The following is a 21,589-nucleotide window of genomic DNA, read 5'->3' on the forward strand; positions in this document are numbered from 1 at the left end:
TCATCCGCCGAGACCCCCGGCTCTCGCCGACACCCCGTGCTTCCGGCATCCGCAACCTGGGGTCTCGGCGACAGGGCGGGGTCTCGGCATTCGTGGTGCTCTCGCGGACGCGGGGATTCAGGAGCATGTCTTCCGCAGATGCGGAGTTCTGCCCTACCCTCTTCAGGTGAGCACCTACCGCATCGCCGAGGCCGCGCGACTGCTCGGGGTCAGTGACGACACCGTCCGCCGCTGGATCGACCAGGGCGCGCTGCCCGTGACCGGCGACAGCCCGGCCCGCATCCCCGGCGACGCGCTGGCCCGGCACGCCGTCGCCCTGGCGGAGGCTCCGGACGACCCGACCGACCGCCTCACCAGCGCCCGCAACCGCTTCACCGGCCTCGTCACGCGCGTGCAGGTCGACGGCGTGATGGCGCAGGTCGACATCCAGTCCGGTCCGCATCGGTTCGTGTCGCTGCTCTCCGCCGAGGCCGTGCGCGAGCTCGCCCTCGAACCCGGCTCCCTCGCCGTGGCCGTGGTCAAGGCCACGACCGTGATCGTGGAGACGCCGGCATGAGGCGCGTCCGCGGGGTCGCAGGACTCCTCACTGCAGCTCTCCTCCTCGCGGGATGCTCGGGCGCCCCGGCATCCGCCCCGTCGCCGGCGGCCGACGGGCTCACCGGCGAGGTCACCATCTTCGCCGCCGCCTCGCTGAGCGGCTCCTTCGACGAGATCGCCGAGGCCTTCGCCGCCGAGCATCCGGGCGTCACCGTGAAGCCGATCGTGTACGACGGCTCCAGCATCCTCGTCACCCAGCTCACCGAGGGCGCGCGAGCCGATGTGCTCGCCACCGCCGATGAGCGCACAATGCGGATGCTGGTGGACGCGGGACTGGCATCGGATCCGCAGGTGTTCGCCACCAACACGCTCGTCGTCGCGGTCCCGGCAGGCAATCCGGGCGACGTCCGCTCCCTGGCCGACCTCGCCGATGCCACCACCGTGCTGTGCGCCCCCGAGGTGCCCTGCGGCGCAGCGTCGCAGCGGCTCCTCGACGCGGCCGGCGTGGCCGTCCAGGCGGCCAGTCAGGAGCAGAACGTCTCGGGCGTGCTGCAGAAGATCACCGCGGGCGAGGCGGATGCCGGGCTCGTCTACGCCACCGACGTGATCGGCGACGAGGACGTGGAGAGCTTCGCCCCGGAGGGCGCCGCCGACGTCGTGAACCACTATCCGATCGTCGCGCTCGACGGCGCGAACGCGGCCGGCGAGGCGTTCGCCGCGTTCGTGCTCGGCCCGGCCGGCCGGAGCATCCTCGCCGCTCACGGGTTCGGTGCGCCGTGAGCGGCATCCGCTCCCGTCGCACTTCGTGCCGATCCTCGGGCTCTCCATCCACACGAACTGCGACCGGAGCAGCGAAGAGGGCCCGTCATGCGGCGGGCTGACACCGGCGCGGGCACGCCCTTCCTGCTCATCGCCCCGGCCGTGCTCGGGGTGGCGCTGCTGGTGCTGCCGCTGATCGCGCTGCTCACCCGGGCCTCCTGGAGCACCTTCTGGCAGGACATCACGTCGAAAGCCGCGCTCGACGCCCTCGGGCTCTCGCTCAGCACGGGGCTCGCCGCCACTGCGCTGTGCGTCGTGCTCGGCCTCCCGCTCGCCCTGCTGATCGCCCGCGCCGGCGAGCGGACCTCGGCGCTGCTGCGCGCCCTGGTCGCGGTGCCGCTGGTGCTGCCGCCGATGGTCGGCGGCGTCGCGCTGCTGTTCCTCTTCGGCCGCACGAGCCCGGCGGGGCGCCTGATCGCCGACTGGTTCGGCACCGGACTCCCGTTCACCCCCGGCGCCGTCGTGATCGCGCAGGCGTTCGTCGCCCTCCCCTTCCTCGTGCTCGCGGTGGAGGGCACGATCCGCAGCACCGGCAGCCGCTACGAGCGCACCGCGGCCACCCTCGGCGCGGGGCCGGCCACCGTGCTGTGGCGCGTGACGCTGCCCCTCGCCGCCCCCGGCATCGTCGTCGGGGTGATCCTCTGCTTCGCCCGCGCGATCGGGGAGTTCGGCGCCACCGCCCTCTTCGCCGGCAACGCCCCCGGCGTCACCCAGACGATGCCGCTCGCGATCTACTCCGTGTTCAACGGCGCGGGCGCCGGGCGGGAGACGGCTGTGGCGCTGTCGATCCTGCTGCTCGTCACCGCGGTCGTCGTCCTCCTGCTCGTCCGCGCCTGGCGCCCCGGGGCCCTGCGATGAGCGCGTCCCTCGACGCGCGGGTGGTGGTGGCGCGCGCCGGTCTCGACGCGTCGCTGCGGGTGGCTCCGGGCGAGGTCGTCGCGATCATGGGGCCGAGCGGCGCAGGCAAGAGCACGCTCGTCGAGGCCCTCGCGGGACTGGTGCGGCTCGACGAGGGGCGCATCTCCCTGGACGGCGAGACCGTGGCCGGCGACGGCATGCACGTCTCCCCCTCGCGCCGCGCCATCGGGCTGCTCGGGCAGGACGCCCTGCTGTTCCCGCACATGACCGCGGCCGGCAACATCGCCTTCGCGGCGCACGCGAACGGGATGTCCCGCACGGAGTCGCGGGAGCTCGCGACGGAGTGGATGGCGCGCATCGGCCTGAACGGCCTCGGCGCGCGCCGCCCCGACCAGCTCTCCGGCGGGCAGCGTCAGCGCGTCGCCCTGGCCAGGGCACTCGCCGCGCGACCTCGGATGCTGCTGCTGGACGAGCCGTTCACCTCTCTCGACGTCGAGGCCGCCGCGCAGCTGCGCCAGGTCGTCCAGGAGCAGAGGCAGGACACCACGACGATCCTGGTCTCGCACGGCATCCTCGACGCGCAGGCTCTCGCCGGGCGCCTCGTGATCCTCGAGGCCGGGAGGATCGTGCAGGATGCCGCCGTCGACGAGGTGCTCGCTGATCCGGCGACCTCGTTCGCGGCGGCCGTGGCGGCGTCGGCCCGCTGAGGCACTCGCGACGGCGCGATCGCGGCGGCTGGTGCGCGGCGCGTGGGGCGGACTGCGCCTGGATGCGGCGTCTGGTGCGTGCTGAGGTCGCCACCGCGTCCCCCAGGCGGCACTGGCGCGCACCTCGATCGAAGGGCCGACTTTCATCAGGCATCCTGGTGCGCCCTGCTGCCGCCTCCGCAGCACTCGGACGACCACAACGCGCACTCGCCCACACGGAGCACCCCCGGCGTGCATCCAGGTGCGCCCTGCTGCCGCCTCCACAGCACTCGGACGACCACAACGCGCACTTCGCCCACACGAAGCACCCCCGGCGTGCATCCAGGTGCGCCCTGCTGCCGCCTCCACAGCACTCAGGCGACCACAACGCGCACTTCGCCCACACGAAGCACCCCCGGCGTGCATCCAGGTGCGCCTTCATGCCGGGTCCGCTCCGCCCACCCGACCACAACGCGCACCCGCGGACGAGCACCCGCGGACGAGCACCCGCGGACGAGCACCCGCGGACGTGCATCCGGATGCCGGCGCCGGGCATGCCGGCCCCGTCAGCACGGTGAGCTTCAGAGAGTCCGGCCGGCCTCGATCCGGACGACGCGGTCGACCGTCCCGGCCGGCGGGTCCACGTGCGAGATGAGCAGCACGGAGCGGGCGCCCGCGGCCTGCAGGAGATCGCGCAGCAGCGCGTCGGAGGCGCCGGGGTCGACGCCGGCCGTCGGCTCGTCGAGCACGAGCACCGGGAACCCGCGCAGCAGCGCCCGGGCGAGCGCGAGCCGCTGGGCCTGTCCTCCGGAGACGAGCCCGCCGCGATCTCCGACGCGGGCGTCGAGTCCGCCGCGCTCTCGCGTCCAGTCGCTGAGGCCGACGCGGTCGAGGACGTCGAGCAGTTCGGCATCCGTCGCCGTGTCCCGGGCGAAGAGCAGGTTCTGCCGGATGTCCTCGTCGAAGAGCTGCGGGGTCTGCTCGCACAGGCCGATGGTGCGGCGGAGGGCCGGACCCGACAGCTCCCCGGCATCCATGCCGTCGAGGGAATACTCGCCCTCCGCACGCAGGAAGCCCACGAGCACAGCGGCCAGAGAGCTCTTGCCGGCACCGCTCGGCCCGGAGACGAGCACGCGCTCCCCTGGCCGCAGATCGAGGTCGACCCCGCGCAGCGCCGGGGTTCCGCCCGGCCAGGCCGCCCGCACGCCGCGCAGCCGCATGACGGGTGCGCGATCGAACTCGACCTCGGCGCCGTCATCCGCGCGCAGCTCGTCAGGCATCGCCGCCGGCAGGACGTCGACGATGCGATCGGCGCCGGATCGGACGCTGCGCCAGGATGCCGCGGCCACGGGCACCGCGCCGAAGATCTCGAACACGACCATCGGCACGAGCACCACGACGGCCAGCCAGGGACCGTCGATCCCGCCGGTCGCCAGACCCGGTGCCGCGGCGGCGAGCGCCCACGCCGATGCCGCCCCGGCGGCGAACGACACCACGCCGGCGGCGATGGCCTGCGCGAGGGAGGCGCGGCCCACGGCGCGCCGGAGCGCTGCATCCGCTGCGTCGATTCGCGACCTCGCCTGCGGCTCCGCTCCGTAGGCGAGCAGCACGTCGAGGCTGCCGAGATAGTCGACGAGGGCGGCCGAGAGGTCGGCGCGCCGGGAGGACACCGCCGCCTCCGCGCGTGACCCGAACAGCCAGCCGAGACCGACGGCTGCGGCGGCGGCGATGAGGAGGCAGGCAGCGAGGGCGAGCGCGGCCGGCGGCGCCACGATCGCGACGAAGACCACGGCGCCGACGGCGACGAGCCCCGCGACGGCGAGCGGCTGCACCACTCGCAGCGGCAGGTTCTGCAGATTCTCGACGTCATCCACGAGCGCCGAGAGCACCCGCCCGTGATCGGTGCGGCCGAGCCCGGCCGGCGAGAGCGGGATCAGCCGGCGCACCATGTCCGACCGGGTGCGCGCGAGCTGACGGAGGGCCGCATCGTGACCGGTGAGGCGCTCGAGGTAGCGGGTGACGGCACGGGTGACGGCGAAGAAGCGCACGCCGACCACCGCGATCGACAGCGGCACCAGCGAGTCGACGATCGAGGCGCTGACGATCAGCCAGCCGCTCACCGCGAGCAGGCTCACCGCGGCACCCGCGGAGACGACGCCCCAGAGGAGTCCCGGGAGGAATCGGCGCAGCGGCGGCTGCGCCAGACGGAGCACGTCGGCGCGGCGGGTCATGCGCGCACCCCCAGCGACACGAAGTGGTCGGCGATGCCCCGCGCCGACCGGCGATGCGACACGAGCAGCACCGTGGCACCGGCATCCGCCCGATCGCGCAGCGACGTCCAGAGCCGGGCCTCGGTCTCGGCGTCGAGAGCGCTGGACGGCTCGTCGAGCGCGAGCACCCGCGACGGGTCGGCGGCGTGGCGGTACAGCGCCCGGGCGACGGCGATCCGCTGCGCCTGCCCGCCGGACAGCCCGCTCCCCTGCACGCCGAGCTCCGCGGCGGGGTCGAGTTCCCCCGCGCAGGCGGCGGCGAGGGCGTGACGGACGCCGTCGGCATCCGGCTCCAGGTCGCCGAGCCCGACGTTCGCGGCGATCGTGCCGCGGGCGAGCTGCGGGCGCTGGCCTGCCCAGGCGAGCCACTCGGCGGGAGGAAGGCCGCGCACGTCGATGCCTCCGATCGTCGCGGTGCCCTCGAACTCCGCGGCTCCGCGCAGCGCCGCCAGCAGGCTCGACTTGCCGACGCCGCTGGGACCCTCGATCAGCGTGATCGTGCCCGGCTGCGCGGTGAAGGAGACGGGCGGGAGGTCGCGCACGCGGAGTCCCTCGACGACGAGGTCACCGCCGGCACGCCACGACTCCGGAGAATCTTCCCGCGCCGCCCCTGTGTCGCCGCTCCCGTCGGAGAGGGCGCCCGGATCTCCGGAATTGTGGCGCGAGCGCGTCGGAGCCACGGCCGCGTCCAGCACCTCGAACACGTCCTCGGTCGCGGCCACCCCCTCGGCGGCGGCGTGGAACTGCACGCCCACCTGGCGGATCGGCAGGAACGTCTCCGGGGCGAGCAGCAGCACGAACAGTCCCACCTCGAGCGAGAGGTCTCCGGCGAGCAGCCGGAACCCGATCGACACGGCGATGAGCGCCACGGCGAGCGAGGCCAGCAGCTCCATCGCGAACCCGGAGAGGAAGGAGAACCGCAGCACCTTCATGGTCTCGCGGCGGTACTCGTCGGCGGTCTGCTCGATGCGGTCGGCCGCGCGCCGGTCACGACCGAACAGCCTCAGCGTCGACAGGCCCTGCACGGTGTCGGCGAACCGCACCGCGAGCCGCTGAAGCGTCTGCCACTGCCGCCGCTGCACGGTGCGCGTGGCCATCCCGATGAGGATGAGGAACAGCGGGATGAGCGGCAGCGTGATGAGGGCGGTGAGGCCGCTCGGCCAGTCCCGCCACCACATCACGGCGAGCAGCACCGGCGTCGCGATGACGGTGAGCACGAGCTGCGGGATGTACCGGGCGAAGTAGGCGTCCAGCGCCTCCAGCCCGTGCCCCGCCGTGACCGCGAGTCCTGCACGGCTGCGCTGTGCGAGCCAGCCGGGACCGAGGCGTCCGACCGCGGCGATGAGCGCCGACCTCAGCTGTGCACCGGTGCGGGCCGCGGCGCGCGTGCCCGCGGCATCCGACACGGCGATGAGCAGTCCGCGCAGCGCAGCGAGGCCCAGCAGCCAGACCAGCGCCGTCCACACCGGACGGCCCGCCAGGGCGCCGGTGACGGCATCCGTGAGCATCCAGGCGAAGGCGACCGTCACCGCCGTCTGCGCCACGCCGATGAGGGCGGATGCCGCGAGGAATCCTCTCGCCGCTCCTGCGTACCGCAGCAGCCGCGGATCGACCGGTTTCATGGCGCTCCGACCGGCGCTCCGGTCGCACTTCGGCACAGTCCGTGCGCGCGGGAGCGGCACGAACTGCGACCGGAAGCGGAACGGAGTCTCACGCGTGCGCCGGTGCCGCCTCGATCGAGCGGCGGGTGACCCGCTTGCGGAACACCCAGTAGGTCCATGCCTGGTAAGCCAGCACCAGGGGCAGGGCGATCAGCGCGGTCCAGCTCATGATCGTCAGCGTATAGGGCGTGCTGGAGGCGTTCTCGATCGTGAGGCTGAACGCGTCGTCGATCGTCGACGGCATCACGTACGGGAACAGCGCCGAGAACAGCATCACCACGGCGGCAGCCACCGTCACCGCCCCTGCGGCGAAGGCCCGCCCGTCGAGCCCCCGAAGCGACAGCAGCACCGCGGCGATGAGGGCGACCGCGGCGACGGCGCCGACGCCGACCGTGAGCCCGAGCAGGGGCGCCTCCCGCCCCGCGGCCATCACGATCGTCCAGACGACGACGCCGGCCGCGGCGAGCACGGTCGGACCAGCAGCCAGACGCGCGAGCCGGCGCGCCCCCGCCTGCACCTCCCCGTCGGTCTTCAGCGCGACGAACAGCGCGCCGTGCAGGAAGAAGAGCAGCAGCGTCGTCAGGCCGGTCAGCAGCGCATACGGGTTCAGCAGCGAGAAGAAGCCGCCCACGTAGACGTGGCGCTCGTCGAGCGCGACGCCCTGCACGATGTTCCCGAAGGCGACGCCCCAGAGCAGGGCGGGCACGACCGAGCCGATCACGATCATCCGGTCGAAGCCCGCTTTCCAGCGCAGGGAGTCGCGCTGGTGCCGGTACTCGAACGAGACGCCGCGCAGGATCAGCGCGAGCAGGATCAGCAGCAGCGGCAGGTAGAAGCCGCTGAACAGCGTCGCGTACCACTCCGGGAACGACGCGAACAGGCAGGCGCCGGCGACGATGACCCAGGTCTCGTTGAGGTCCCACACCGGTCCGATGGTGTTGATGACCTGCCGCCGCGAGACGTCGTCCCTGCCGAGGAACGGCAGCGACATGCCCACGCCGAAGTCGAACCCGTCGAGGACGAAGTACCCGACGAAGAGGAAGGCGACGATCCAGAACCACATGTATTCCACGGTCTGCTCCTTCTCAGTAGACGACGGACGGCACCTGGGCCGTGTCCTCGTGGGGCTGCTCGGCGGTGTCGGGGCCCTTCTGCGCGGCCTTGACGATGAGGCGGATCTCGACGACGGCGAGAGCCGCGTAGATCGCCGTGAACGCGATCAGGGAGATGAGCACCTCGACGCCGCTCACGCCCGGCGAGACGCCGTCGCGCGTGGTCATCAGGCCGAAGACGAGCCAGGGCTGCCGGCCCATCTCGGTGAAGACCCACCCCATGATGTTGGCGGCGAGCCCGAGCGGGAACGACCAGATCGCGAGCTTCCACATCCACGGCGCCGGCGGGTTCTTGGCGCCCTTGCGGGTCACCCAGAGGCCGACGACGGCGACGAGGCCGGCGAGGGTGCCCAGGCCGATCATCCAGCGGAACGCCCAGTACGTGACCCAGAGGATCGGCGCGAACTCGGTGAGGCCGGTGTCGGCGAAGGTCGTCGCGTACTCGGCGTTCAGATCCCGGATGCCGTGCACGCACTCGTCGAGCGAGTGGGTCGACAGCAGCGACAGCAGGTAGGGCACCCGGATCGAGAACAGCTCCGAGCTGCCGTCGGGGGTGCCGAGGGTGAAGAGGCTGAACGAGGCGTCGTAGCCGCACACGGTGTTGAACGTCGCCTCGGCGGCGGCCATCTTCATCGGCTGCGCCGCGTACATCGCGAGACCGAGCTGGTCGCCGGTGAGGAAGACCCCGGCGGTGGAGAGGATCATCGCCCAGAGGCCGAACTTCAGCGAGATGCGCATGGAGTCGAAGTGCTGCCCGCGCGACAGGTGCCAGGCGGACACCGAGATCACGACACCGGCCGCGAACATGAAGGCGCCGAAGATCGTGTGCGGGAAGGCGGCGAGCGCCACCGGGTTCGTCAGCAGGGCCCAGAAGTCGGTGAGCTCGGCGCGGTTCGTCTCGGGGTTGTACACGTAGCCGACCGGGTTCTGCATGAACGCGTTGGCGGCGATGATGAAGTACGCCGACAGGATGCTGCCGATCGCGGTGCACCAGATGGTGGCGAGGTGCAGCTTCTGCGGCAGCTTGTCCCAGCCGAAGATCCACAGGCCGATGAAGGTCGCCTCGAAGAAGAAGGCGAGCAGCCCCTCGAAGGCGAGCGGAGCCCCGAACACGTCGCCGACGAACCGGGAGTAGTCCGACCAGTTCATGCCGAACTGGAACTCCTGCACGATGCCGGTGACGACCCCCATCGCGAAGTTGATGAGGAAGATCTTCCCGAAGAAGCGGGTGAGGTGCAGGTACTCGACCTTGCCGGTGCGCACCCAGACCGTCTGGAAGATCGCCGCCACCGTGACCATGCCGATCGTGAGCGGCACGAACAGGTAGTGGTAGACGGTCGTCAGGCCGAACTGCCACCGGGCGAGGACGAGCGGGTCAAGCCATTCCATGAGCGACTCCTGTTCTCTGCGTGCGCGGCCGTCGCGGACCGCGGCGCCCCAGCTGGACCGTGCATTCGGAGGGGGTGGCGCCCTGCACGCTCTCGGCGGAGAGCGGGCCGCCGGCCTCGGCGAGCACGCCCTGCATGAGGCTCAGGTGCACCTGGCACAGCAGCGGCCGGTTCTCCGGACGCGCCGCCGCGTGCGGGCAGGGGCTCAGATCGACCGTGAGGCGCTCGTCGTCGACGATCGGCTCGAACCCGCTCTCCTCGAGGTGCTCGACGAGCGCGTCGAGCTGGTGGGTCGCGTCCTGCTCGAGGTCGGATGCCGCTGCCGGGAGCATCCGGCGCAGGAGGTCCCCGCGCTGAGCGGCGGCCTTCGCCTTGTCGCGCGCGACCGCGCTCGACGCCCCGGGCGCCCCGGTGGCGGCGCTGTACAGGGTGCGCGGACGGCCGCGAGTGGTGCGGCGCTCGGTGGCCTGGATGACGTAGCCGCCCTCGATGAGACGCTGCAGGTGCTCCCGCACGGTGTTGGCGTGCAGCCCGGTGGCCGCACTGAGCTCGCCGATCGTGCGCTCGGCTCGCGTCTGGACCAGGTGCAGGATCTGCACCCGGGAGTAGGTCGAGATCGGCCCGCAGACGGGCCCGCCGTTGGCCATGTCTCCATTGTCGCGTGGAGCAGGCGACGCAAAGGGCCGTTCGGCCGTGAATAATGCCCCACGGCGATAGGGATGTCGGATGCCGGCGATAGCCTGGGTGCATGGCTGCCCGTCGTCCCGCCCCTCCTGCCTTCGTCTGCACGGAATGCGGGTGGACGACGGCGAAGTGGGTCGGCCGCTGCGCCGAGTGCCAGCAGTGGGGAACGGTGCAGGAGCAGGGCGCGCAGACCGGCATCCTGAACCGCGTCACGGCGCTCGCTCCGACGGCGGATCGGGCCGCCCGCCCGATCACGCAGATCACCACGCAGGATGCTCCGCGCCGCACGAGCGGCGTCGGCGAGTTCGACCGCGTGCTCGGCGGCGGGATCGTGCCGGGGGCCGCGATCCTGCTCAGCGGCGAGCCCGGCGTCGGCAAGTCGACGCTGCTCCTCGAGGTGGCGGCGCAGGCCGCGCGATCCGGACGACGCGTGCTCTACGCGAGCGCCGAGGAGTCGCCGGCGCAGGTGCGGCTGCGCGCCGAGCGCACCGGAGCGCTGCACGACGAGCTGTACCTGGCCAGCGAGACCGACCTGGCGACCATCCTCGGGCACATCGACGAGGTGAAGCCTCAGCTCGTGATCGTCGACTCGGTGCAGACCGTGTCGTCATCGCTCACCGACGGCGCGGCAGGGCAGCCGAGCCAGGTGCGCGAGGTCGCCGCGACGCTGATCAGGGTGGCGAAGGAGCGCGACCTGCCGATCGTCATCGTCGGCCATGTCACGAAGGACGGCCAGGTCGCCGGACCCCGCGTGCTCGAGCACCTCGTCGACGTCGTGTGCCATTTCGAGGGCGACCGGCAGACCTCCCTGCGGTTCGTGCGCGCGCTGAAGAACCGGTTCGGCCCGACCGACGAGGTCGGCTGCTTCGAGATGACCGGCGACGGCATCGCCGAGGTGCCCGATCCCTCGGGCCTGTTCCTCTCTCAGGGGGCGACCGAGCCCGGCACGTGCGTGGCGATCGCCCTGGAGGGCCGGCGCGCGATGCCGGTGGAGGTGCAGGCGCTGACCATCAACACGACCGCCCCGAACCCGCGGCGCGTGGTCCACGGACTCGACTCCTCCCGGGTGGCGATGGTGCTGGCGGTGCTCGAGCGCCGCGCGGGCATCAAGACCAGTCAGCTCGACGTGTATGTGTCGACCGTCGGCGGAGTGCGGTTCACCGAGCCCGCCGCCGACCTCGCGATCGCGATCGCGGTGGCCGGCTCGATCCACAACAGCTCGGTGCCGCGCACGGTGGCGGCGGTGGGCGAGCTGAGCCTGGCCGGGGAGGTGCGCCCGGTCACGCAGGCCGCGCAGCGCCGCTCCGAGGCCGCGCGACTCGGCTACGAGCAGGTCGTCGACGACCGCTCCAAGACCCTGCGCGCGGCGCTCACCGACGTGCGCGCCCGCAGCACCTCGCGCCGCCACGAAGGCGACATCCCGCCGTTCTGAGCGGACCGCTTCGGCGGCCGGTGGAGGTTCGCGCTGCCACTCCCGCCGCTGCTCGGCGTCGTGCGCGCTATCCTCGCCGCCGCCCTGCGACGTCTCCGCTGAGCGCTGAACCACGTGACGGCCGCCCCGGCGTGGATCAGAAACGCACCCGCACGACCCGCGCGAGCGGCACTTTCGATCCACGGTTCCGTGTCACCCGCATCGGGGCCGGCATGGCGCCGGCCACGGCAGGCCGACGAGGCGGAGGAGGCTCAGGCGTCGAGCGCCTTGAGCAGCTCCTCGGGTGACGCCTGCATCGGGTGCGGGCCCGCGATGTCGAGGAAGACCGTCGTGATCGGGTGGGTCGCGAGGAACCTCCGCAGCCAGTCGGCCGAGTAGATGCCGACCCCGGGCGGAAGGTTGGCCGGCTTGTTCTTCGCGTCGCTGAACAGCAGCAGCGCGAGGTCGCCGCTCTGCGGGTCGCGGTAGGTCCACACCTCGCCGCTGTCGAGCGGATTGTCGCGCGCTCCGGGCTTGTTCAGCGGGACGACGGTCGTGCCGTGCCGCAGGGCCAGGGCGACGGCCGCGACGTCCTGCTTCTCGAGGGCCTGGGCCAGAGCATCCGATCGGAACTCCTCGGGTGCCGGCTTCTTCTTCGCCCTCTTCGCTGCCATGGAACCAGCTTAACGATTGGGGCCCTCTCGAGTCCTCCATTGGGGACTGGGGTACTCGAGAGGGCCCTCGTACTCTCGAACGGCGAGTGTCGAAGCGCTGGGGACGCTGTAGTCGACGCCACTGGGGATGGCATGCCGCCGCATATGCACGAGAGTCATCCCATGGTATCCCACGTTGCACCGGACTGTCTGCACCGGAGCTGGGCGTTCCGCGCTCCGGAAGCCGTCAGTAGAGCAGGATCTGCTTGGTCGCGGCGGCCTTGAACCCGCCGATCTCCACGGCCACGTGATACGAGGCGCCGCCGCCGGGCGCCCGCGGCCTGTTCTCCTGCGCGCACGTCTCCACGCTCGACCGGGTGCGGTCCCAGGTCACCGGCACCTTGCTCACCACGGTGGTGCCCGCGGCGAGGGTGGCGATCATGCTGCTCGGGTTCTCCTGGCAGTCCGTCGACCGCCACCACACGTCGCTCCCGCTGGACACGGTGAAGACCTGGGTCGTCGACCCGACGTCGATCGTGCAGTCCGCGGGGCCGTTGTTCGTCAGCGAGATCGAGAGCTGCGGAAGCACCCCGGCCGGGTACGCCTCCGAGTCCGTCACCGCCTCCACCACGATGTCGCGCGCCGTGCACGCCACGATGCCCGGGGTCGCATCCGGCGTCGGCTCCGGCGAGGCCGACGGGGTGCTGCTCTCCGTCGGGTCGGGCTTCGCGCTCTCCGAGGTGCTCGCACTCGGCTCCGGGGTCGGCTCGGTCGCTGCGCCCGCCCACGGACGCGCGATCAGCAGCCACACCGAGACGCCGATGATCGCCAGGAAGACGATGAGCGCGATCAGCGTCACCAGCCGCCGGCGACGATAGACGGCGGCGGATTGACGAGGCATGCCTCCAGGCTAACCGAGCCGCTTGAGCATCCTGGTGTTGCCGAGCGTGTTCGGCTTGACGTGCGCGAGGTCGAGGAACTCCTCGACGCCGGCGTCTCCGCTGCGCAGCAGCTGCGAGTACACGTCGGGGTCGACGACCTGCTCGCCGATCGGGGTGAAGCCGCGGCGCCCGAAGAACTCCACCTCGAAGGTGAGGCAGAACAGGCGGCTCAGGCCGAGCACCCTCGCGTGGTCCTCGAGCTGGGAGACGATGGCGCCGCCGACTCCGTGGTGCAGCCAGTCGTCGCGCACCATCAGGGTGCGCACTTCACCGAGATCCTCCCAGAACACGTGCAGCGCCCCGCATCCGATGAGCTCGCCGTCGGCCTCGGCGACCACGAACTCCTGCACCGCGCCGTAGAGCACCGCGAGGTCCTTGCCGAGGAGGATGCGCTGCTCGACCATCGGCTGCAGGAGGTCGCGGATGCCGACGACGTCGGCGCTCCGCGCCGGCCGGACGATGTACTCGCTCACACCACCAGCCTAGAACCCGCGCCGGCGCCGACGCCCTCTCCGCCGTCCGCGTCGCCGGCGGGGACGACCGCCTCGACGATCGGGCAGTGCGGATGCACGGGCGCCGAGTCGACGAGCGTCGTCAGGGCCTCGCGCACCCGCACGAGATCGGCGATCCGCTCGTCGATCTCGGCGATCTTCCCCGCCACCTGCGCGGCGACGTCGCCGAGGACGATGAGCTCGGGCTCGTCCGCGAGGCGCAGCACGTCGTGCGCCTCGCGAAGCGTGAAGCCGAGGCTCTGTGCCCGGCGGATGAAGCGCACGCGGCGCACCGTCTCGGGCGTGTACCACCGGTAGCCCGCCGGGGAGCGCTCGTCGGGTTCGACGATCCCCTGCCGTTCGTAGAACCGCACGGTGCTGACGGCGACGCCGGCGGCGCGTGCGAGGCCGCCGATGGTCAGCGACGCCGCAGGCGCCACAGCCCGCTGAACTGGAGCACCAGCCACAGGACCTCCCCGATCAGGAACACGACGACCGTCGTGCTCTGCCCATTCAACAGCGCCCACGTCATCCACAGCGCGAAAGCCGCGCGCCCGGCCGTGTCGATCGCGATCAGCACCGGGGCCGGGCGGAGGATCCGGGCGATCGCCCACATCGTGACGACCGTGCCGAACAGGCTGACGAACATCACCGCCGCCGCGTCGAACTCCGGCAGCCGGGCGCCGGGGAGCCCCAGCGCGTCGTGGATCCAGCGGGTCGCGCCCAGGAGGACCGGAGCGGTGAACGGGGTGGCGAAGCCGACGGTCACGACCAGGTCGTACACGGCGCCGGCGAGGCCCCAGCGGGGGCGGGTCGCGGCAGGGACTTCAAGGAGTGCGGTGTCTGTCATGACGCCAGCCTCGGCCCTGAACCATGGTGCAGGGTCAAATCCGGCGCGGCACCGGGCACGCCATCCTGCGCGCCATCGGGCGCGCCATCGTGCGCGACGCCCCCCGGGAACGACGAAGGGACGGATGCCGCAGCATCCGCCCCTTCGTTCACCCGGAGGTCTTCGCCCGGAGGTCACTCCCCGCTGGCGACCGCCAGGTCGGGGGTGCCGGAGATCCCGCCACCGCCGGTGTTGATGCCGACGGCGACCTTCTCGCCGCGCGGGCCGTGCTCGAACAGGAACTCCCCGTCCTTCGCGTCGACCTTCACGTGGTCGCCGGAGTTGAGCTCGCCGTGCAGGATCTTCTCGGAGAGCCGGTCCTCGACCTCGTGCTGCATCGCGCGACGCAGCGGACGGGCGCCGAGCGCCGGGTCGAAGCCGATCTCGATGAGACGCTCCTTGGCGGCCTGCGACAGCTCGATCGTCATGTCGCGGTCCAGCAGGCGCTCCCCGAGGCGCTTGGTGAACAGATCCACGATCTGCACCAGCTCGTCCTTGGTGAGCTGCGGGAACACGATGATGTCGTCGACGCGGTTCAGGAACTCGGGCTTGAAGTGGCGCTTCAGCTCCTCGTTGACCTTGCCCTTCATCCGCTCGTAGGTCGAGGCGTTGCTGCCCTCGATCTGGAAGCCGACGGGACCGCCGGCGATGTCGCGCGCACCGAGGTTGGTGGTCATGATGATGACCGTGTTCTTGAAGTCCACGATCCGGCCCTGACCGTCGGTGAGACGACCCTCCTCGAGGATCTGCAGGAGCGAGTTGAAGATGTCAGGGTGCGCCTTCTCGATCTCGTCGAAGAGCACGACGCTGAACGGCTTGCGGCGCACCTTCTCGGTGAGCTGGCCGCCCTCCTCGAATCCGACGAACCCGGGAGGGGCGCCGAACAGACGGGAGACGGTGTGCTTCTCGCCGAACTCGCTCATGTCGAGGGAGATCAGCGCGGCCTCGTCGTCGAAGAGGAACTCGGCGAGCGCCTTGGCGAGCTCGGTCTTTCCGACGCCGGTGGGGCCGGCGAAGATGAACGAGCCGGAGGGGCGCTTCGGGTCCTTGAGGCCCGCACGCTGACGGCGGATCGTCTTGGAGAGAGCCGCGATGGCCTCCTCCTGGCCGATGACGCGCTGGTGCAGCGCCTTCTCCATGAAGACGAGGCGGCTGGACTCCTCCTCGGTGAGCTTGAACACCGGGATGCCGGTGGCCTGCGCGAGCACCTCGGCGATCAGGCCCTCGTCGACCACGGCCGGCGACGAGACGTCACCCGAGCGCCACTGCTTCTCCAGGCGGAGGCGCTCGGCGAGGAGGCTCTTCTCCTCGTCGCGCAGGGCCGCGGCCTTCTCGAAGTCCTGATCCTCCGAAGCCTGCTCCTTCTGCTCGCGAACGGCGGCGATCTTCTCGTCGAACTCGCGCAGCTCGGGCGGCGACGACAGGATGCTGAGGCGCAGGCGGGCGCCGGCCTCGTCGATCAGGTCGATGGCCTTGTCCGGCAGGAACCGGTCGGAGACGTAGCGGTCGGCGAGGTTCGCCGCGGCGACGATGGCGCCGTCGGTGATCTGCACCTTGTGGTGCGCCTCGTAGCGGTCGCGCAGCCCCTTGAGGATGTTGATCGCGTGCGGCAGCGTCGGCTCGTTCACCTGCACCGGCTGGAAGCGTCGCTCGAGAGCGGCATCCTTCTCGAAGTGCTTGCGGTACTCGTCGAGCGTGGTCGCGCCGATCGTCTGCAGCTCGCCGCGGGCCAGCAGCGGCTTGAGGATGCTGGCGGCGTCGATCGCGCCCTCGGCGGCACCCGCACCCACGAGGGTGTGGATCTCGTCGATGAAGACGATGATGTCGCCGCGCGTGCGGATCTCCTTGGTGACCTTCTTGAGGCGCTCCTCGAAGTCTCCGCGGTAGCGGGAGCCAGCGATGAGCGAGCCGAGGTCGAGCGAGTAGAGCTGCTTGTCCTTCAGCGTCTCGGGCACGTCGCCCTTGACGATGGCCTGCGCGAGACCCTCGACGACGGCGGTCTTGCCGACGCCGGGCTCGCCGATCAGGACGGGGTTGTTCTTGGAGCGGCGGGAGAGGATCTGCATGACCCGCTCCGCCTCCTTCTCGCGCCCGATCACCGGGTCGAGCTTGTTCTCGCGCGCGGCCTGCGTGAGGTTGCGGCCGAACTGGTCGAGCACGGCGGAGCCGCCCTGGCTGCCCTGGGTCTCGTTGGTCTGCGCGCCGACGGCCGCGGGCTCGCGGCCGGGAGCACCGGAGAGCAGCTGGATGACCTGCTGGCGGACCTTGTTCAGGTCGGCGCCGAGCTTGACCAGCACCTGTGCGGCGACGCCCTCGCCCTCGCGGATGAGACCGAGCAGGATGTGCTCGGTGCCGATGTAGTTGTGGCCGAGCTGCAGGGCCTCGCGGAGGCTGAGCTCGAGCACCTTCTTGGCGCGCGGCGTGAACGGGATGTGGCCGGTCGGCTGCTGCTGACCCTGGCCGATGATGTCCTGCACCTGCTCGCGGACGGCGTCAAGGGAGATGCCGAGACTTTCGAGCGCCTTGGCGGCGACGCCCTCGCCCTCGTGGATGAGGCCGAGCAGGATGTGCTCGGTTCCGATGTAGTTGTGGTTGAGCATCTTCGCCTCTTCCTGGGCGAGGACGACCACTCGACGGGCTCGGTCCGTGAATCTCTCGAACATTGTTCACTCCTTGGTTCGTTCCCCGAATACACGGGGTCGAAGCGCTGATACATCGAGAGTAACCACCGGGGGGATGCCGTATGCCCGTGTTCGCCGTGGGCATACCGCACTCTTGACGTTCTTATCGAGAGTCGTTATGTTAACGAAAGTCGATAACAATGACATTCGATATAACAATGACATTCGATAAGGAATGGCGATGAAGGATCAGCAGCGCGTCCTGAGCACCGGTGACACCCTGGCGCTCGCCCTGTTCGCGATCATCGGCGTCGGCATCGCCGTCACCTCAGCCTGGATGGCGGCTCTGCGCATCGCCGAGCTCACGTCCGGCGGGAAGGTGCAGGTTCTCGCGGAGTTCGTCGACACCGCCGCGCAGGCGACCGCCGGCGAGGAGACGCTCCCCGTCCTGCTCGATCGCGGCGTCGTCACCGTCGACGGACTCATGCCGATGGGCGTCGCGTCCGGCGTCCTCGGGCAGATCGCGTTCGCGGCCACCGTCGTCGGCGTCGTCTTCTGCCTCCTCGCCCTCAGCCGCAACCTCCTGCGCGGAGTCGTGTTCGGCAAGGTGAACACGGGGCTCGTCATGGGAGGCGGGATCGTCGGGCTGATCGGCGCCGCGGCATCCCGCTTCTTCGACAACATGCTCGCGAACGCCGCGATCGCGCAGGTGACGGACGGATCGTTCGACACGGCCGTGCTCACGGTCGAGCCGTTCCCCTATCTGCTGGCGGCGTTCGCCCTGTCGATCATCGGCACCGTCTTCGTGGTCGGCGACCGCCTGCGGCGCGAGACCGAGGGACTGGTATGACCCCGGCGGAGAGCGACGAGGAGTTCACCGGCATCCACTGCCGGCTCGACGAGCTGCTCGCCGAGCGCGGGATGACGCTGACCGAGCTCAGCGCGCAGGTCGGGGTGAGCATCGTGAACCTGTCGGTGCTGAAGAACGACAGGGCGCGGGCGATCCGCTACTCGACGCTGCGCGCGATCTGCGAGGCTCTCGGCTGCGAGGTCGGCGAGCTGCTGGTGCTCGCCGAGCGCTGACGCCGCAGGCCCGCACCGCGATCGGGTGTCGCGGTGCGGGCCCGGGTGCTCAGCGCACGACGGCGAGCGTCGCGAGGGTCGGGTCGGCAGCGCCGCGGATGTAGCCGCCCGGCGTCGACGCGATGCGCTGCAGGAATCGCACCAGCTCGGCGGTGATGACCTCGCCGGGGAGGACGTTGGGGATGCCCGGCGGGTAGGCGGCCAGCGCCGCGGCGGACACCCGGCCGATGGCGTCCTCGATCGGCACGGACTCGGATGCGCGCAGGAACGCGTCTCGCGGCAGCATCGCGAGGCGACCGGGCTCGGGCAGCGCGCCGAGGGCCTCGGCGGTGTCGACGTGCACGGTCGGGTCCTTCGGCAGCGCGTGCAGGGCGCGGACCACGCGATCGACGTCCGGCACCACGCCGGGCGCGATCACGGCGACGATGCAGGTCTCGGTGGCGATCTCGAAGTAGATGCCGTCCTGCTCCATCAGGGTCTCGCGAGCGGTCGGGCCGTGCAGGCCGCCGTCGACGACATCGATGGAGACCCTCAGCGGGTCGACGGCGACGATGTCGTCGAAACGGTCGAAGCTGTCGCTGGCGATCGGGAAGCGCCCGCCGGCGCGGATCTTCGTGCGCAGCTCCTCGGCGGCGGCGATCGAGGCGCTGATGCGGTCGCGGCCGTTCTGCAGCGAGTCCCGGGCGATGTCGAGCGAGGCCAGCAGCAGCGAGCTCTCGCTGGTCGACTGCGTCAGCCCGAACGCGCGGTCGATGAGCGGCTCGAGCTCGTCGGCGAACGCCCCGTGGCCGAGGTGGAGCATCGCGGACTGCGTCAGGCTGCCGCCGAGCTTGTGCACGCTGGAGACCATGAGGTCGGCGCCCAGGCGCAGCGGGTTCTCGGGGAGGTCCTCGTGGAACCCGAAGTGGCTGCCCCAGGCGGCGTCCACGATGAGCGGCGCGCCCGCATCGTGCGCGACCTCGGCGAGGCCGGCGACGTCGGCCACCGCGCCGAAGTAGCTCGGCGAGATGAGGTAGACGCCCTTGGGCTTCTCGTCGCCGAGCGCGATGAGGGCGTCGCGCAGCGCCTGCGGGGAGACACCGTGGTTGATGCCGAACCAGCCGTCGATCGAGGGCTGTACGAAGCGCGGCGAGAGGCCGCCGAGGATGATGCCGTCGGAGAACGACGAGTGCGCGCTGCGCTGGGCCAGGACCGGCTGCGCGGCGTCGCCGAAGCCGGCGAGGGCGAGCGCCGCGATGCGGTTCGCCTGCGAGGCGCCGTTCGTGAGGAACCACGTGCGGCGGGCGCCGAATGCCTCGGCCGCGAGGCGCAGGGACTCGGCGAGCGGGTTGTCCTCGCCCTTGTCGAGGCCGGCGAGCAGCGGCGGCACGTCCTTGAGGAGCAGGTCCTCGCCGAAGTACGCGGCGAGCGCGGGGGCCGCCTGCGGGTCGGCCGAGTGGCCGGGCACGTTCAGCCGCACCGTGTCGCGTGCCGCGTAGCGGGCGAGGGCGTCGGCGTAGGGCGTGGACGAGGCGGCCGCCGCGGGGTCGAGGCGGGGCGATTCGTCGGCGAGGAATGCGGTGGTCATGACATCCATGCTCCGCCTTCTGTGTCCCATACGGAATCGCGAGTATCCTGCAATCATCCATACCAGATATTGAACGAACGGATGCTCGTGCTCGACCTTCGTCAGCTCCTCGCCCTGCGGGCGGTCGCCGTGCACGGCTCCGTGCTCGCGGCGGCCGAGGCGCTGCAGTGGAGCCAGCCGACCGTGTCGCACCACCTGCGCGGACTCGAACGCGTCACCGGGGCCCCCGTCATCGCGAGCTCGCGGTCGGGCACGCGGCTGACCGTCGCGGGCCGGCTCTGGCTCCCGCACGCCGAGGCGATCCTCGATCGGGCGGACCGCGCGCGCGCCGACGTCGCGAAGGCCCTCGAGGGCGGACGACGGCGCCTGCGGCTCGGGATCTTCCCGACCGCCGCGGCCCGCCTCCTCCCCGGTCTCGTGCGCGCCCTCGCCGAGGCCGACCACGACACGCGCGTCGAAGAGGGCGAGCTCCACGAGCTCACCGCGCTGCTTGGGCGCATGGCCCTGGACGCCGCGATCGTGTTCGAACGGCCGGGAGATCCCACGCGCCTCGGCGGCGGCATCCGTCGCACGCCGCTGTTCCGGGAGCGGTTCTCGCTCATCGTGCCGGCGGAGCATCCGCTCGCCGGATCCGGCCCGCGCCGGCTGCGGGACTTCCGCGAGGAGCGATGGATCCTCGGCATCAGCGAGACCGACCCCGGCGACCTCGCCTTCCTCGCGGCCGCGCGCTTCGCGGGGTTCGAGCCGCTCCCCGGTCCGCGCAGCGACGACTACCGGGTCGTCGCCGCGTACGTCGCGGCGGGGCTCGGCGTGGCGCTCGTGCCCGAGCTCGCCGTGCCCGACCGGCCCGATCCGCAGAGCGGCGTGGCGCGCGTGGAGCTGCGCGGCACCGATCTCTCCCGCGAGATCACGCTGCTCACGGCGCCGACGCTCGACCCCGCGATCACCGAGCTGATCGCCCGGACGGCCATCGAGCATCGGGCGGCGTGACGCGTGTAACGTATGTTTCACAAGGGGGTGCAGCCATGGCGGATGCCGCACAGGACACCGGCGACGGGTCGGTCAGTGCGCTGATCAGGCGGTCCCTCGACACGCTCAGCTCCGGCGAGCGCAAGGTGGGCAGGGCGATCGTCGCGAACTATCCGATCGCCGGTCTCGGCACGGTGGCAGAGCTCGCCCAGCGCGCGAGCGTGAGCCCGCCGACCGTGGTGCGCTTCGTCACGCGTCTCGGCTTCAGCGGCTACCCCGCCTTCCAGAAGCGCCTCGTGCGGGAGGTCCAGGAGCGCCTCGGCTCTCCGCTCGAGCAGTACGGGCGCGACGATCTGCGCTCCGAGGACGGAGAGCTCGCGCATGCCTCCCGGGTCTTCTCGGAGAGCATCATCACGACGCTCGGCGACCTGCCGGAGAGCGAGTTCGAGCGCACGGTGGCGATGCTGTCGGATCCGCGCCGACGCATCCGCCTGATCGGCGGGCGGTTCAGCCAGCTCCTCGCCGAGTACCTGGGCGCCCATCTGATGCTGCTGCGGCCCGACGTCGACGTCGTCCCCGGCGACGAGTTCAGCCGCCTGGCCGCGGTCTCCGACACGCGCCGCGGCGACGTCGTCGTGGTGTTCGACTACCGGCGCTACGACCAGGCGATCGTGCGCTTCTCCCGCCGCGTCGCCGACCGCGGCGCCGAGCTGGTGCTCTTCACCGACCGCTGGCTGTCCCCGGCCGCGGACGAGGCGGGGACCGTGCTTCCCGCGAACGTCGACGCGCCGTCGCCGTTCGACTCCCTGGTCCCGGCGATGGCGGTCGTCGAGACGGTGATCGCCGGCGTGACCGATCGGCTCGGCGAGACCGGCCGGCGGCGCGTCGAGGCGATGGAGGAGCTGCGGACGAGTTCCGCCGATCGCGGCGACTGAGCGGCGACTGAGCC

Annotated in this window: 21 protein-coding genes; 9 read left to right on the forward strand and 12 right to left on the reverse strand. The window is 71.6% G+C overall.

Annotated features, from left to right (window positions below):
* Positions 1-166: 166 nt before the first annotated feature.
* The 4 genes from G6G98_RS08570 to G6G98_RS08585 all read left to right on the forward strand — a co-directional run bounded on the left by G6G98_RS08570 (position 167) and on the right by G6G98_RS08585 (position 2,921).
* Positions 167-556, forward strand: coding sequence for a TOBE domain-containing protein (locus tag G6G98_RS08570; RefSeq protein ID WP_067355611.1), 390 nt, complete (start codon positions 167-169; stop codon positions 554-556).
* On the forward strand, positions 553-1,317 hold the full coding sequence (modA, locus tag G6G98_RS08575) for a molybdate ABC transporter substrate-binding protein (RefSeq protein WP_164234749.1): 765 nt from the start codon (positions 553-555) through the stop codon (positions 1,315-1,317). The genes G6G98_RS08570 and modA overlap by 4 nt, the downstream gene beginning before the upstream one ends.
* A gap of 87 nt (positions 1,318-1,404) precedes the next feature.
* Positions 1,405-2,214 (forward strand): ABC transporter permease, encoded by an 810-nt coding sequence (locus tag G6G98_RS08580; protein ID WP_164234750.1) that lies wholly within the window; start codon positions 1,405-1,407, stop codon positions 2,212-2,214.
* Positions 2,211-2,921: a sulfate/molybdate ABC transporter ATP-binding protein gene (locus tag G6G98_RS08585; protein WP_067355601.1), complete on the forward strand. Its 711-nt coding sequence runs from the start codon at positions 2,211-2,213 to the stop codon at positions 2,919-2,921. The genes G6G98_RS08580 and G6G98_RS08585 overlap by 4 nt, the downstream gene beginning before the upstream one ends.
* A 560-nt stretch (positions 2,922-3,481) precedes the next feature.
* On the opposite strand, the gene cydC is transcribed toward G6G98_RS08585, so the two are convergent.
* The 5 genes from cydC to G6G98_RS08610 form a co-directional block, all read right to left on the reverse strand.
* Complete coding sequence (gene cydC / locus G6G98_RS08590) at positions 3,482-5,131, reverse strand: thiol reductant ABC exporter subunit CydC (protein WP_067355598.1); 1,650 nt, start codon at positions 5,129-5,131, stop codon at positions 3,482-3,484.
* Positions 5,128-6,792: a thiol reductant ABC exporter subunit CydD gene (gene cydD / locus G6G98_RS08595; protein ID WP_164234751.1), complete on the reverse strand. Its 1,665-nt coding sequence runs from the start codon at positions 6,790-6,792 to the stop codon at positions 5,128-5,130. The genes cydC and cydD overlap by 4 nt, the downstream gene beginning before the upstream one ends.
* 88 nt (positions 6,793-6,880) lie before the next feature.
* Positions 6,881-7,894: a cytochrome d ubiquinol oxidase subunit II gene (gene cydB, locus G6G98_RS08600; RefSeq protein ID WP_067355789.1), complete on the reverse strand. Its 1,014-nt coding sequence runs from the start codon at positions 7,892-7,894 to the stop codon at positions 6,881-6,883.
* A gap of 22 nt (positions 7,895-7,916) precedes the next feature.
* The gene (locus tag G6G98_RS08605) at positions 7,917-9,332 is read right to left on the reverse strand and encodes a cytochrome ubiquinol oxidase subunit I (protein ID WP_164234752.1); all 1,416 of its coding nucleotides are present in this window, start codon (positions 9,330-9,332) and stop codon (positions 7,917-7,919) included.
* Positions 9,319-9,978 (reverse strand): ArsR family transcriptional regulator, encoded by a 660-nt coding sequence (locus G6G98_RS08610; RefSeq protein WP_164234753.1) that lies wholly within the window; start codon positions 9,976-9,978, stop codon positions 9,319-9,321. The genes G6G98_RS08605 and G6G98_RS08610 overlap by 14 nt, the downstream gene beginning before the upstream one ends.
* Before the next feature lie 101 nt (positions 9,979-10,079).
* Here G6G98_RS08610 and radA point away from each other — a divergent pair, with 101 nt between their 5' ends.
* Positions 10,080-11,447, forward strand: coding sequence for a DNA repair protein RadA (gene radA, locus G6G98_RS08615; protein WP_164234754.1), 1,368 nt, complete (start codon positions 10,080-10,082; stop codon positions 11,445-11,447).
* Between the two features lie 251 nt (positions 11,448-11,698).
* On the opposite strand, the gene G6G98_RS08620 is transcribed toward radA, so the two are convergent.
* From G6G98_RS08620 to G6G98_RS08645, 6 genes are all read right to left on the reverse strand, one after another.
* Complete coding sequence (locus G6G98_RS08620) at positions 11,699-12,100, reverse strand: dehydrogenase (protein ID WP_067355581.1); 402 nt, start codon at positions 12,098-12,100, stop codon at positions 11,699-11,701.
* Between the two features lie 226 nt (positions 12,101-12,326).
* Positions 12,327-12,980 (reverse strand): hypothetical protein, encoded by a 654-nt coding sequence (locus tag G6G98_RS08625; protein WP_067355578.1) that lies wholly within the window; start codon positions 12,978-12,980, stop codon positions 12,327-12,329.
* A 9-nt stretch (positions 12,981-12,989) separates the two neighbouring features.
* Positions 12,990-13,493: an amino-acid N-acetyltransferase gene (locus G6G98_RS08630; protein ID WP_067355575.1), complete on the reverse strand. Its 504-nt coding sequence runs from the start codon at positions 13,491-13,493 to the stop codon at positions 12,990-12,992.
* Positions 13,490-13,951: a heavy metal-responsive transcriptional regulator gene (locus G6G98_RS08635; protein ID WP_084788403.1), complete on the reverse strand. Its 462-nt coding sequence runs from the start codon at positions 13,949-13,951 to the stop codon at positions 13,490-13,492. The genes G6G98_RS08630 and G6G98_RS08635 overlap by 4 nt, the downstream gene beginning before the upstream one ends.
* Entirely contained in the window at positions 13,930-14,361 is a 432-nt protein-coding gene (locus G6G98_RS08640) for a hypothetical protein (RefSeq protein WP_067355571.1), read from the reverse strand. The genes G6G98_RS08635 and G6G98_RS08640 overlap by 22 nt, the downstream gene beginning before the upstream one ends.
* Before the next feature lie 173 nt (positions 14,362-14,534).
* A complete protein-coding gene (locus G6G98_RS08645; RefSeq protein ID WP_067355567.1) occupies positions 14,535-17,063 on the reverse strand; it encodes an ATP-dependent Clp protease ATP-binding subunit in 2,529 nt (842 codons plus the stop codon).
* A 199-nt stretch (positions 17,064-17,262) separates the two neighbouring features.
* Here G6G98_RS08645 and G6G98_RS08650 point away from each other — a divergent pair, with 199 nt between their 5' ends.
* Complete coding sequence (locus G6G98_RS08650) at positions 17,263-17,871, forward strand: hypothetical protein (RefSeq protein WP_164234755.1); 609 nt, start codon at positions 17,263-17,265, stop codon at positions 17,869-17,871.
* Positions 17,868-18,104: a helix-turn-helix domain-containing protein gene (locus G6G98_RS08655; protein WP_164234756.1), complete on the forward strand. Its 237-nt coding sequence runs from the start codon at positions 17,868-17,870 to the stop codon at positions 18,102-18,104. Before G6G98_RS08650 ends, G6G98_RS08655 begins: the two co-directional genes overlap by 4 nt.
* A gap of 49 nt (positions 18,105-18,153) precedes the next feature.
* Here the strand turns inward: G6G98_RS08655 and G6G98_RS08660 are convergent, their stop codons facing one another.
* A complete protein-coding gene (locus tag G6G98_RS08660; protein WP_164234757.1) occupies positions 18,154-19,671 on the reverse strand; it encodes an aminotransferase class I/II-fold pyridoxal phosphate-dependent enzyme in 1,518 nt (505 codons plus the stop codon).
* Positions 19,672-19,758: 87 nt separating this feature from the next.
* On the opposite strand from G6G98_RS08660, the gene G6G98_RS08665 reads away from it, so the two are divergent.
* Both G6G98_RS08665 and G6G98_RS08670 read left to right on the forward strand, forming a co-directional pair.
* Complete coding sequence (locus G6G98_RS08665) at positions 19,759-20,661, forward strand: LysR family transcriptional regulator (protein ID WP_164234758.1); 903 nt, start codon at positions 19,759-19,761, stop codon at positions 20,659-20,661.
* Between the two features lie 35 nt (positions 20,662-20,696).
* The gene (locus G6G98_RS08670; protein ID WP_067355551.1) at positions 20,697-21,575 is read left to right on the forward strand and encodes a MurR/RpiR family transcriptional regulator; all 879 of its coding nucleotides are present in this window, start codon (positions 20,697-20,699) and stop codon (positions 21,573-21,575) included.
* Positions 21,576-21,589: the final 14 nt, after the last annotated feature.

It is taken from the genome of Microbacterium hydrocarbonoxydans, assembly GCF_011752045.1.
In the GTDB taxonomy this organism is placed as follows: domain Bacteria; phylum Actinomycetota; class Actinomycetes; order Actinomycetales; family Microbacteriaceae; genus Microbacterium.